The organism is Xenorhabdus sp. TH1, assembly GCF_037260955.1.
Taxonomy (GTDB): Bacteria; Pseudomonadota; Gammaproteobacteria; order Enterobacterales; family Enterobacteriaceae; genus Xenorhabdus; species Xenorhabdus griffiniae.
Genome location: NZ_CP147734.1, coordinates 1308105 through 1320365, shown reverse-complemented (window position 1 = coordinate 1320365; position 12261 = coordinate 1308105). Strand labels below are relative to the sequence as shown.

Here is a 12261-nt window from a genome sequence, read left to right as displayed (position 1 = left end):
CTTGCGTAAGTCCCACAGCGGGACTATGATTGAATTATGAAAATAATATCCGTTGCATCACTGAAAGCGTTTTGGGAAAAACACCCCGACGCAGAACAACCACTAAGAGCTTGGTTCGATGAGGCTAAAAAAGCCTCCTGGAAGACACCTGCTGACATCAAGGCTCAATATCGCAATGCGAGCATACTGAAAAACAATCGTGTGGTATTTAACATCAAAGGGAACGATTACCGCCTGATAGTTTCCATCTTTTATCCCGCGGGCTGGGTGTACATCAAATTTATAGGTACACATAAACAATATGATGCTGTAGATGCCAACACTGTAGAGCCGGAGTAAATAATGAACATTAAACCCATTAGAACAGAGCAAGACTATCAGGACGCACTGAAAGTCATTGCGCCATTATTCGATAACCAACCCGAAATTGGCACACCTGAATTTGATTTTATGGAGGTCATGATGCTGCTAATCGAAGCCTATGAATCCGAGCATTATCCAATAGACCCGCCAGACCCCATTGAGGCTATCAAGTTCAGAATGGAGCAATCCGGTCTGACGGTTAAAGATTTGGAACCCGCTATCGGCAAATCGAACCGCGTTTATGAAGTTTTGAACCGTAAGCGTAACCTGACATTACCCATGATCCGCAACCTACATTGCATGTTCGGTATTCCCGCAGATGTTTTGATAAAGCCAACCAAAATAGCCCCCTAGTACTACAGCCGTAATGGCTCTGGGATAAGAGGGTTATCCCGGCGACGATAATGACATTGTTGTGCGCGGTACTGATGTCGTCGTCGCCAATCTGACCAAGATAAAATCTGTTCGACGGTTTCCATTGTCTTTTTCATCAGTTTTGACAGCAGATTACGCAGTTCCGATACGCTCAGGGCTATCAGCTCCTCCGGTGTTTTTTTTCTCCTGTATTCGCAAAACAGCCAGGACCGCATGGGCCAATAACGACAGCGTAATATGCCAGTACCAACTCTGCCACTGCCGGACTTCGTAGTGATCCAGCCCACACTCGCCTTAACCGCTCTCAATTTCCCAACGATGTCCGGCCGCCTGAACCAGTGCCTTGAGGTCAGCCTGGTCTCTGCGGGCATACACCACATAGTCAGCCCGTTCTTGCTTTTCATCCCGGCTACGCCGGACCAGCAGATAATGACCATAACGCCGTTCCTCTTCACTTATCTGCAGACGCCAGAGCGGGATCCGTGCCCAGTCATACCAACGCTCTCCCTTTGTCCCTAACCCTGCGGACTGGGTTTCCCAATCGTCAGGCGTCAGACTGGAGTCAGGGATGCCCGCGGCCGCACAGCGAGGCCGGTCCTCAGCCCACTGTTCGGGCAGGTATAAGGCTCGATCAAGAAAGGCATGGCCGCCCTTGCCGGCGTAACACAGGAAGACGCCTATCTGACTGTTTTCAATGCGCCCAGCAGTACCACTGTATTGACGCTGTATTCCGGCCGAGTGGCGCCCTTTTTTGACAAAACCGGTTTCATCGATGATGAGGATACCTTGCTCATCACCCAGATGTTCAGTCACATCATCGCGTAAGATATCGAGGGTCGCTCACTGAGCAGTCCGCGAAGATAAGCCAGGCAACGGTGTTGAGAGCCTACAGAGTGAAACAGCGGAGCCAGACGGGAATGCAGGCCTCGTAGCTCCTGTTTCCAGAGATTGACAGGTGAGGTCATAGGACACCTCCCTTGGTGTGAGGAAGAAAAGAATCATCATGACACAATACGGATCACGGCTGTAGTACTAGATTCCCTCGAATTCGGGGGAATTGAAATATTCCCCTAAACATCCCGAACGTGCAGGATTTTGAACTACCTGAAAATCCTCGGTAGTTGAATAAAATCCCATCTAACACACTGATTTAACTATGATGCAAGGCGCTGCCTGACCCCGATCTAGTAGTCAACTCTGAGTTGACTACTGGTAGATATGAAAAAGCCTCGCACTCGCGAGGCTTGAATTCAAGGTGTAGATTTGGGATTATTTCCAGTGGAAGCAAAAATGCAATGTATTACCTACGTTTTGTTTCAGGAGAGTATTAAGTTTTATTGCATTACCGGCATTACCGTAAAAATACCGCCCAACAAACTCGTATTTTTTTTGTCCAGGTAGATTGCCTTCTGTGGCACGCCCAAGAGAATAAGGTACACCATTGGCAATTACAGTGAGATCTTTTCCAAATAATTCCTTCATTTTCTGATAACCTTCTTGATTGTTACCAGAAGAGACTCTAACATCAATTAATTGCTCATCATTATTCCACCCTACGAAATATGAAAATGTCTTAATATCTGTTTTATTTTGGAGGTTAGTCAATGTACCGAAAGGATGCTCACCGGTAGGTACAAACTCATCGTCAGCAAGATATCCCCAGTTCAGATCACTACCACCAACCCCTATTTCAAGATCAAACTCCAGCATATTATCTTCTGGACACACTGACTCTAGCAACTTCCAATCACAAGCTATCATGTCTTCTTGTATGGGTTGCCAAGGTGTCGTCCCTTCTTTATCTGTCACTTCGATCTGAGGCAGAGTATTATTTTCTGTTGAAGCAGGAAGGAGTTTTATATATTCAACTTGTGCATCCCAACCATTACGGCGAACTAATTTCCCGACATATACTTGAATTAACGCCCACGGAAAAGAACCGTCTGGTGCCACATTGTCAACTTCGACATCAATCGTCTTCTTATATTGGTATTGTTCAGGATCGAACGAACACTGTGTACTATCCAGCTTATTAACGTCAGACATCATTTCCTCACTTATTTATCGTTAAAGTTTAAGGTCATTTCATCTACTGCTAACCAGCCAGTTAATATTACTTAAGTCAGATTTTTATCTCAATGAGATGCAGTATCACAATGATTAATACGCATTAATATAGGGTATTGCATTATAAAATATAACTATTCACTAAGTCAGTAATCTGTTGGGGTGTAAATTTGAAGTTTAGTGCTGATAAATACCCTTTATTGAATACAGGGCAATAAAAAAGCCCGCACGATGGCGAGGTAAAATGTCTGAAATTAGCAAACCAGATGATAACACTGTGTCACTGTTTCCCATCTGTCGAGAAAAGCTAATAAACCTAAACTTCGCTTAAGAAAGGAAAGGCAAAAGGGAACTAAGTGCCTGAGGCACGATCAAAGTTTTTGCTTAGAAAACAAAATCGTGGGGATCCTCAGGCTATGACTACTTTAGAAGAACTTTTCTGTTGCGTCGATGACTTTTGCCAAAAATTTATTCCCCTTTGGGAACAACAGCTCATTGAGAATAATCAGCTCAAGCGTCATCGCGCCACTTCCCTGTCTCTCAGCGAAATAATGACTCTCCTCATTTTATTTCACATGAGCCATTATCGTCATTTTAACGCGTTTTATACTGAGTATGTGCAGCAATACCTCAAAGCAGGTTTCCCCAGTCTGGTGGGCTACAATCGAATAATAACATTGAAGAAAAGAGCCCTTATTCCGTTATGCGCTTTCCTTTCTTCACGCCAACAAAAATCACACGGCATTGCCTTTATCGATTCCACTAAAATCGCGGTTTGCCATAACCTACGTATTTCTCGTCATAAAGTTTTTGAGGGTGTCGCGCAGCGAGGAAAAACCAGCACAGGGTGGTTCTATGGCTTTAAACTCCATCTGATTATTGATGATTGCGGTGAGATTTTATCCGTTAAATTAACACCGGGAAATGTTGACGATCGTCAGCCGGTAAAGAAAATAGTGATGCTTAAACAAAGTTGAGGTTAATTCATCTTGTTGCATTTTTGTTTTCTGAGAATGGCACTTAACAGACTGTCTTGCAGTAACAAAATTTATTCTGGCAGCAGGTCATAATGAAACACAGACGCATTGACTTAAGTGCCAAAATTACCGCGTAAATAGTTGGTATGTTTTCTGCCAAAACCGAAGGCTTTTTTGGTGACGATGCGGTATTTAACGCCGACTCCGGATGGGCGTGGCATCAGATCGAATTTTTCGAGTAAGACCCGTAACTGTTCGCCAGGTTTGAAATTGAAGACATAATACATAAAGGTCATGTCGAGCGGATCGAGCACAAACACTTTGCTGTCGTCACGCCAGAAGAAGCGTTGTAAAAAGTGGTTAATATTCGTGACTGTCGGGCTTTGCGTCAAGTTGAAGTAACGCATGCGAATAATCAGCCGTTTCTGGTCGGTAGTCAGGTGCAGGGTGTAATCGCTGTTTCGGCGGAAATTTCAAACGGTGACACTTCCCGCCCGACCATGGCATGAGTAGGATTTCGCATCGTTTCCTAACCCAACACCGAACTGACGATCCGTTCAAAGTGTTCGGTTTTGCATTCCACGTGACCCGGTTCAATCGCCTGCATATCACCAGTGGTTTTGCCGTCTTTGCCAATAATCAACGTGCTGAGCGTTTAAAACCGGACGCCTGTGACCCTTTTGGAATAACGGTATCAGGCACACCGCCGAATTCCACATTGCTAAGCATCGAGCGAATCGCCGCAAAACAACTGCCCCCATCAACGCCCAGATTGCATCCAAAAAAATACCGCCCGCAATATCAGGATTAATCTGGTTCGCCAGTTCCGCATTGTTACGTACCATCGCATCTCGGTTTTCAATTTCCATCGTCACTAGCGCCCCTTGTGGGGTTTCTGGTGACAGATCGATGTCCTGCCCGAAGGCGGCGTAAAAGTCCTTTTCCACCCCCTGACGCAAATCTGCCGTGTCCGGTACAATCACACCCTGTCGGGTAATGTAGTGATAATCAGCCATTGAACGTAAAACTCCCGTAAACGGAGTGGATCGTCGCAAGATAACGCAGTTCGTTATCCCGAAGTTCCACCTGAAACGACACCACTTCCTCAACACCATTGACTTCCTGCATCCGCTCGCGAAACGCCGCTTCAAACAGCGGAATATCGGCCTGTCGCCTGAAAACGGTTTTCCAGTACGGTAGCCCTTTATCCACGTTGTGCAGCATTTCCCCGCGCAGGGCACGGGCGTAGTGAATACAGAGATTTTTGACCGCTTGGGCGTTTTTGCATAGCGACAAATTGCCATCATCGCCCAGCATCAGGTCATTATTGGCATCCACGGAAAAGGTGATCATAACGGCGCTCCTATGTGACCCTCGCCAGTCTGTACGCCGCTGTGCTGATGGGTATCACCGATATTACGCCCATTATGGCGCAATGTGCCACTGGACGACTCGCTGTTACCCTTGACGGAGTGATTGCCATTGATGGTGACATTACCGGTGAAAATCGTTTCTGGGGCGTTCACTTCCAATTTCGGCATGTCCAGCACCGCTTTATCGCTGTGCAGCGAAAAAAATGGTCGATGGAAATTTCAAATTAAAATTTATTAAAATAATGCTTATTTATTCTTTTCTATACATTTTCAGAACAAAAAGACGCTGCTTTTGATCAAAAAAAGATGTTTTCAGGTGAGTTTGTAGGCATTGATATATTTTTTTGAATTGATTTCAAAACCGATAATTCTCCATCCAATGTACTGCATAATCCAATATCTCTCTAGCAGGCACAAGCAGTGTATTAGCAGATCCAATGGTGCCTTCAATCACAACGTCTGAATGCTCATGGCAAAAATGTTCAACAATATCTTTAAAATAACCTTGATTAAATCGTTCACAAACAGGATCTACAGTATCAAACTCCTCTAATACCACCCATTCTACTTGGTCATTTTGCAATAATGGGATCTCCATTTTTCTAATACGCTTGTTGGGAATATTTACCAAATGTTCAGCATGATGCAAAAGGCTCATGGTTTCATATGGAGCGCCAATCATAAGAATTTTTCCCTGACGCTCTACCAATTTTGCAAATGGTGAATCATTACCATAACCATAATCTAATGAATGATTCTCTACGAAATACTCAGCATTATTTCCAATAGCGACGACGGAAGCACCAGGGTTTTGGCTTCTAATAGCTCCTTTGGTTGTCCTGACACACTCAGCAAATACACCATGATCTTTGCTTGCTCGTGAACATGATCGATCATATGGCATGATTTCAGATTTTAATTCTGATGGGATATCACCATTTACGTCCAAACTATCTTCATAATTTTGTTCCCAATTCGTATAACACAATAATACGCCTTCAACGCCCAAGACCGTTAAAATAGCTTGGATAAGATCATCTGCACCATTCAAACAATTGCCAACAGATCGCATAGCAACATGGACCATAACCACATCACCTTGTTTTATGCCTATCTTCTGTAGCTGCTGAACTAACATCGATTTTACCCAATAATGATCTTCACCCACTTTAATCATATATCTAATCCTATGTTGATTTATTGCCTCACTCTTTGTTTAAGTTTGGTTTATTGCATATTCTTCCATTTAGGGCTACCTTATTTAGGTGTACTAAAATCCTACTTATTTAGTACACCCTCATTTGCTTCTTATTTCGCTCTTCCCCTCCCTGGATTCAGGGAGGGATTTTTGTCGTTGAAAATTTTATAAAAAAATATTTTCCTACTATCTGTAATCGTATCAGGGTCAACGGCAATGATAGCAATGATATCTCTCAACAATATCTTTCTGGAATACCTCTATCATAAATTAAGTATTTATAATTAACTAATTTTGTTATAAATACTTCTGTTCGCTTCCTTTATAAGAAATTTAAATTTCATTAATGATTAATATAATAATAAGAAAGTAAATTCACTTATTTTACAGTTAAGTAAGGAAAAAATAGGAAATTCATTATGAATATTAAAAAGTCTCTACTTTTAGTGGGATTGACAGCCTTTGGTGCTATCCCATTCTCTAGTATTGCTGACCCAGATTACAATCATGGATATATCGACACACCACCAAGCAGGGCACTTTTATGCAAAAAAAGCATCAATAAAAACTGTGGGCCTGTCACGTATGAACCACAATCGGTTGAAGGCCCCAAAGGCTTCCCTCAAGGAGGGCCACCGGACGGACAAATCGCTAGTGCTGGTGTTGGTCAGTTCAAACAACTCAATGAACAAAGTACAGATCGCTGGCATCACGTCACTATCAATAAAGGAATTAACCAATTTAAATGGACAATAACAGCCCGGCATAGCACCACTTCATGGCAATTCTATATTACCAAGCCTGACTGGGATCCAAACAAATCTCTAACACGTGCTCAATTTGATCTAAAACCCTTCTGTGAGCGCTTTGATAATGGAAAAAGGCCAGGCCAAACTGTCTCATTGAACTGTGATATTCCTGATCGCTCAGGCTATCATGTTATTCTCGGTGTATGGACAATTGCTGATACCACCAATGCTTTCTATCAAGTTATTGATGTTGATATTAAATAATATTTTTAATTAAACTGACATTTTATTTATACCAATCGTCTTTCAAGATTCGTCTTATATCTCCCCGCTACAAGGGGAGATATAAACAATCACATTGATTTGCAAGCTGCAATTTGAAGTTGGATTGGTATATAAGATATTATATGAACACAAAAAGTGCTGGAAAGTGTCCAGCACTTTTTTCTAAAAAATTAAAACACTCTTCAGGTAAGATATATTCACCTAACACAGCGCTATTCAATAGGAAAATATGAAAAAATCAACTATTCTTAGAATTGCCAGACCAACAGATAATCTTACTAAAATTGCAGAAATGTATTGTCATGGCTTAGATTTTATCACTCTAGGAGAATTTAAAGATCACGATGGTTTTGATGGTATTATGTTAGGACATCCCAACCATTCCTGGCATCTTGAATTCACTCATCACCACAATACACATGTTGGTAAAGCCCCAACTAAAGATAATTTATTAGTATTTTATATAGAAGATGAATTTGAATGGCAAGAGCATATAAAATCAATGCAAAATGCCGGATTTATTCTCGTTCCTTCTTATAATCCTTATTGGGATAAGAACGGAAAAACGTTCGAAGATATCGATGGTTATCGTGTTGTATTACAACATGGTACTTCAGAGATTTAGTTATTTATTTTACGGTTGATTATTTATTCATTAGGCTATTAGTAATAATCTAATTAGACTTCTATACGCATTAAACTTCAAGTTGCAATTTACTACACGATATGAAACGTGGTTTCTCCCCGCTTAACGGGGAGAAATCATACGCATCTTTTAGATTAGTATATTTTTTATTTCTGATAGCCTAAAAGAATCACCATAACCATCATGTTTATTTGATCATGTTACGATAAGAATGTTTTCTGCTCAGATTCCCTTCGCATACGCAAAGCTGCCAACGCTTTCCCATCGGCACGATCCCATTTCACAAATTCCTTTGCTGCACTTTGGTAATCACCTGTATTCAATTTTTTCAATAATGTTGAATGAGCAAAATTACCGATCCCTAAATTAAAAATAAACGAGCATAACGCATCAAATTGTCCTTGTGTTAGAGGCACCTTAACTAATCGCTGAATGGCTGCATAAACCGAGATAAGATCTTGATGCAAATATTCCTCAGCCTGTTGCATAGTTATCACTTGTCCAGGCTTTACTCCTTTTGTATGACCATATCCAATTGTCCACGGTTCTGCTCCAGTGGCAGGATCTGGATACGCTTTCAATTTCAAACCTTCGTAACTTTTAAGTTTATTAATGCCGTCTTCACTGATTTTCATTCATTTTTCCCACTACCAGATTGAGCATCAAAGTTATTTTGGTCTAAAAAACAATCCTGAGATCAAGTGTAGATGAAAAAACAATCAGAAAAGCTACAATTACACTGAGTGATGAAATCTCTACAAAATAAAAAATAATACTTTAAATATCAACAAATTATTATTTTTTACAAAATTTTTTTAATTTTTAAAAAAATATTTTAATAAATATCTTGACTCTTTCGCTTTTGAGCATAAAATCCTCCTCAGAATTTAGATTTTCGTGAAGTAAATCACAATTTATAACCCTCAATTCCTCAAAGGAAATCATCATGAAATCTGTAAAATCTTTCCTCTCAAACGTACACTGCGTTGTTATCCGGTTATCAGCAACTCGTTTTATGTAAGAGCTGCTAAAATATAAAAAAACAAGCCAGCCGAAAACTGGCTTTTTTATCGTCACTATAGCCCTAAGATAAATGCTTTCTTGCCTATTTCATTATTTACACACTGTTCATTGAACTTCTGTTCTGAAAAATTTGTCTTATATGCCTAATAAATTTCAAGTCGTAATACTGCGGCAAGACAATATTCCTAAGCAGCTGAGATAATAGCCAACTTATTGAATATGTTATCAGGCGCAAGAACAGCCAACAAAGCAGCAACTTGTAAAGGCAAAATGAAGGTATAGTGTTCATGAAATGTCTATGTTGACTAGCTTGCCGTATTTATTTAAACATCAGGAGAATACGATGAATTCGATAGACTTTCGTAGTCTGAAGTTAAAATCAGAATTAGGGATACTTGAGATTATTTTACATCTCGTCATCTGGTTCCTGATTATTTTATTTACATTAGGGTTAGGTGCCTTCGTGTTTCCCTACTATATGACTCGATTTATCATTAGTAAGACACATGTTATCGATCGAGATAGCGGACAAATTATAGGCAAATTAAATTGCGATATCAATTTAGTCCAAATAATTGGATATGTTGTGATTTGGGCTATTCTCTCTTTTATTACATTTGGTCTTTTATATTTTGTCTATCTTTATAAAATTATAGCGCATTGCATTAATCATACACGTGTGATCTCTGCATAAACGCTGACAGATGACATAATCACAGGCATAATTTTCTTATGCCTGTGATTATAAAAAACCCTAAATATGCTTTAAATTAAGTTATATTTTCTTTATCTTCCAAATTGCAACCCGATTAATGAGCTGCAATTTGATATCCATCAGAAATCAGGATTTATTATCAACGTATTTTTCAACCAAGGCATATAAAATGGCGATGGTTTCTATATCTGGTACACCGTCATAATAAGACGAACGGAAGTGCATTTGAAATGCTTTAATTAAAGATTGAAAATTTTCTTCTTTTTCTGCCCCAGTGATGTCATACCCATAACGCTTGAACTTTTCTAAAATCTTGGCAACATCAGGCAGACAATGCCCGAATTGTTCAATATATTTTTGCTTAGTTCCTTCGTCATACCATGCCCCAATCCCCGCATCATATAATTCTTTCCACGGGAAATATGGGCCTGGATCGGTCTTTCTTTGCCATGCAATATCTGAATGCCCTACAACATGAGTCGGTTTAATATCCGGGTAACGTTGTAAAATATTGGTGGCTAGTTCTTTGATTGCAGTAATTTGCTCAGGATGATAAGGAGGGAAAGTAAAAACACCGCCATCATCACTCGCCTCATTCACAATCTCAATACCTATGGATGTGTCATTCAGCCCTTCTCGCCCATCCCAACGACTTATTCCTGCATGCCAGGCCCTTTCAAGTTCATCAACCAAATTGAATATGCGAACTTTATCAAATCCAGCAGCCTGGTAAGTCGGATCATCTGGATTTGGGATGAGATAGTGAGCACTGACAAGATCCCCAGTCAATGCCTGAATAGATTTCTCAAAGTTCAAAGCAGTATAGTGCATAACTAAAAAGCGGGAGCGTCTGTTAAAACTTTTGGTTGAACGATATGAATTATAATCAATTTTATACATCATTGTTCTCCTTCATTTGTTTTGATGTGTGTTCTAATCCGCTGTTACCAACAGCATAAAAGGAACAAACATGGCAATAAAGGTTTTGTTTATTTATTTTCGGAATATCGTGAAGAAGGCAAGTGGGGATATGGACATACCGTCGCGATGAGCGATATGTCCACAATCAAGAGTATTAAAGAAAATTATGGTTCAATTTCAATATCTGTCAGTGGATAACAGCTACAGGGTAAAATCTCACCTTCATTAACAAACGCCAGTGGCTTACAAGGATATCCAACCTTCCCTTTCACCAGACGAACACGACAAGAACCGCAATATCCTTGCCGACATTGGTATTCAAGCTGAATTTTGCCGTGTTCCAATGCTTCCAACAAATTGTCGTGCAAACCTGAAGAGTAATGGATATATAAACCCTGCCGTGACGGCAGGGTAACTTTGTAATCAGCCATATCAGAGTTCGAAACCGCTGAGATCCTCAGTATTGACTTCCGAATCAATCTGACCAACCAGGTAAGAGCTGACTTCAACTTCCTGTGGAGCCACTTGAACATTATCAGAAACCAGCCATGAATTGATCCAAGGGATCGGGTTAGAACGGGTTTCAAATGGTAACTTCAAGCCAACCGCCTGCATACGAATATTAGTAATATATTCAACATACTGGCACAGAATATCTTTGTTCAGGCCGATCATAGAGCCATCTTTAAACAAATAATCGGCCCACTCTTTTTCCTGCTCTGCTGCCTGTACAAACAGATCGTAGCACTCTTGTTCACACTCTTTGGCAATTTCCGCCATTTCAGGATCATCCTGACCAGAGCGCAACAGGTTCAACATGTGTTGTGTTCCCGTTAAATGCAAGGCTTCATCACGAGCAATCAATTTGATAATTTTGGCATTACCTTCCATCAATTCACGTTCGGCAAAAGCAAACGAGCAAGCAAAACTAACATAGAAGCGGATGGCCTCCAGGGCGTTAACGCTCATCAAGCATAAGTAAAGTTGCTTTTTCAATTCACGCAGATTAACGGTAATTGTTTTACCTGAAACATCATGCGTTCCTTCACCAAACAGATGGTAATAGTTAGTCATTTCGATCAGATCATCGTAATACGCAGAAATGTCTTTGGCGCGTTTTAAAATCTGTTCGTTCTCCACAATATCATCAAATACGATAGCAGGATCGTTCACGATATTACGGATAATATGCGTGTAAGAACGCGAGTGGATCGTTTCTGAAAACGACCATGTTTCAACCCATGTTTCCAATTCAGGAATGGAAATCAATGGCAGAAAAGCCACATTCGGGCTACGGCCTTGAATGGAATCCAATAGCGTTTGGTATTTTAGGTTGCTAATAAAAATATGCTTTTCATGATCTGGCAGCGCGTTATAGTCAATGCGATCACGGGAAACATCCACTTCTTCTGGACGCCAGAAGAAGGAAAGTTGTTTTTCAATCAACTTCTCAAAAATAGGATATTTTTGCTGATCAAAACGCGCCACATTAACAGACTGACCGAAAAACATCGGTTCTTGTAGCTGATCATTTTTTACTTGTGAAAAAGTGGTATAGGACATAGTTTC

Annotated in this window: 14 protein-coding genes and 3 pseudogenes; 5 read left to right on the top strand and 12 right to left on the bottom strand. The window is 40.5% G+C overall.

Features of this window, described 5'->3' with window-relative positions; translation table 11 throughout:
- Positions 1 to 36: 36 nt before the first annotated feature.
- The gene (locus WDV74_RS05795) at positions 37 to 339 is read left to right on the top strand and encodes a type II toxin-antitoxin system HigB family toxin (RefSeq protein WP_338885095.1); all 303 of its coding nucleotides are present in this window, start codon (positions 37 to 39) and stop codon (positions 337 to 339) included.
- A 3-nt stretch (positions 340 to 342) separates the two neighbouring features.
- Positions 343 to 717: a transcriptional regulator gene (locus tag WDV74_RS05790; protein ID WP_338885094.1), complete on the top strand. Its 375-nt coding sequence runs from the start codon at positions 343 to 345 to the stop codon at positions 715 to 717.
- Between the two features lie 2 nt (positions 718 to 719).
- On the opposite strand, the gene WDV74_RS05785 is transcribed toward WDV74_RS05790, so the two are convergent.
- The 3 genes and pseudogenes from WDV74_RS05785 to WDV74_RS05775 all read right to left on the bottom strand — a co-directional run bounded on the left by WDV74_RS05785 (position 720) and on the right by WDV74_RS05775 (position 2784).
- A complete protein-coding gene (locus WDV74_RS05785; protein WP_338885635.1) occupies positions 720 to 953 on the bottom strand; it encodes a hypothetical protein in 234 nt (77 codons plus the stop codon).
- A pseudogene (locus WDV74_RS05780) lies at positions 871 to 1703 on the bottom strand (transposase). Before WDV74_RS05780 ends, WDV74_RS05785 begins: the two are co-directional and overlap by 83 nt.
- Before the next feature lie 304 nt (positions 1704 to 2007).
- On the bottom strand, positions 2008 to 2784 hold the full coding sequence (locus WDV74_RS05775) for an MW1434 family type I TA system toxin (RefSeq protein WP_338885093.1): 777 nt from the start codon (positions 2782 to 2784) through the stop codon (positions 2008 to 2010).
- 437 nt (positions 2785 to 3221) lie between these two features.
- Here WDV74_RS05775 and WDV74_RS05770 point away from each other — a divergent pair, with 437 nt between their 5' ends.
- Entirely contained in the window at positions 3222 to 3782 is a 561-nt protein-coding gene (locus WDV74_RS05770; RefSeq protein ID WP_338885092.1) for an IS982 family transposase, read from the top strand.
- A 113-nt stretch (positions 3783 to 3895) separates the two neighbouring features.
- Here WDV74_RS05770 and WDV74_RS05765 read toward each other — a convergent pair.
- From WDV74_RS05765 to aac(3), 5 genes and pseudogenes are all read right to left on the bottom strand, one after another.
- Positions 3896 to 4255 (bottom strand): annotated as a pseudogene (locus WDV74_RS05765) (DUF2612 domain-containing protein); the annotation flags it as partial.
- A gap of 135 nt (positions 4256 to 4390) precedes the next feature.
- The gene (locus tag WDV74_RS05760) at positions 4391 to 4837 is read right to left on the bottom strand and encodes a hypothetical protein (protein WP_338885091.1); all 447 of its coding nucleotides are present in this window, start codon (positions 4835 to 4837) and stop codon (positions 4391 to 4393) included.
- Complete coding sequence (locus tag WDV74_RS05755) at positions 4791 to 5135, bottom strand: hypothetical protein (RefSeq protein ID WP_338885090.1); 345 nt, start codon at positions 5133 to 5135, stop codon at positions 4791 to 4793. The genes WDV74_RS05760 and WDV74_RS05755 overlap by 47 nt, the downstream gene beginning before the upstream one ends.
- Positions 5132 to 5353, bottom strand: a pseudogene (locus WDV74_RS05750) (hypothetical protein); the annotation flags it as partial. The pseudogene WDV74_RS05750 and the gene WDV74_RS05755, both read right to left, overlap by 4 nt.
- 157 nt (positions 5354 to 5510) lie before the next feature.
- Entirely contained in the window at positions 5511 to 6332 is an 822-nt protein-coding gene (aac(3), locus tag WDV74_RS05745; RefSeq protein WP_338885089.1) for an aminoglycoside 3-N-acetyltransferase, read from the bottom strand.
- Positions 6333 to 6772: 440 nt separating this feature from the next.
- Here aac(3) and WDV74_RS05740 point away from each other — a divergent pair, with 440 nt between their 5' ends.
- Both WDV74_RS05740 and WDV74_RS05735 read left to right on the top strand, forming a co-directional pair.
- Positions 6773 to 7366 (top strand): lytic polysaccharide monooxygenase, encoded by a 594-nt coding sequence (locus WDV74_RS05740; RefSeq protein ID WP_338885088.1) that lies wholly within the window; start codon positions 6773 to 6775, stop codon positions 7364 to 7366.
- A 250-nt stretch (positions 7367 to 7616) separates the two neighbouring features.
- Positions 7617 to 8012: a VOC family protein gene (locus WDV74_RS05735; protein WP_338885087.1), complete on the top strand. Its 396-nt coding sequence runs from the start codon at positions 7617 to 7619 to the stop codon at positions 8010 to 8012.
- Between the two features lie 221 nt (positions 8013 to 8233).
- Here WDV74_RS05735 and WDV74_RS05730 read toward each other — a convergent pair whose 3' ends face one another.
- From WDV74_RS05730 to nrdB, 4 genes are all read right to left on the bottom strand, one after another.
- Positions 8234 to 8668: a lysozyme gene (locus WDV74_RS05730; RefSeq protein ID WP_338885086.1), complete on the bottom strand. Its 435-nt coding sequence runs from the start codon at positions 8666 to 8668 to the stop codon at positions 8234 to 8236.
- Between the two features lie 1229 nt (positions 8669 to 9897).
- Complete coding sequence (locus tag WDV74_RS05725; protein WP_338885546.1) at positions 9898 to 10671, bottom strand: N-acetylmuramoyl-L-alanine amidase; 774 nt, start codon at positions 10669 to 10671, stop codon at positions 9898 to 9900.
- A gap of 185 nt (positions 10672 to 10856) precedes the next feature.
- Positions 10857 to 11123 carry a class I ribonucleotide reductase maintenance protein YfaE gene (yfaE, locus tag WDV74_RS05720; RefSeq protein ID WP_273570365.1) on the bottom strand — a complete coding sequence of 89 codons (267 nt, stop codon included), beginning with the start codon at positions 11121 to 11123 and terminating at the stop codon, positions 10857 to 10859.
- A gap of 1 nt (position 11124) precedes the next feature.
- Positions 11125 to 12255, bottom strand: coding sequence for a class Ia ribonucleoside-diphosphate reductase subunit beta (gene nrdB / locus WDV74_RS05715; protein ID WP_189758198.1), 1131 nt, complete (start codon positions 12253 to 12255; stop codon positions 11125 to 11127).
- Positions 12256 to 12261: the final 6 nt, after the last annotated feature.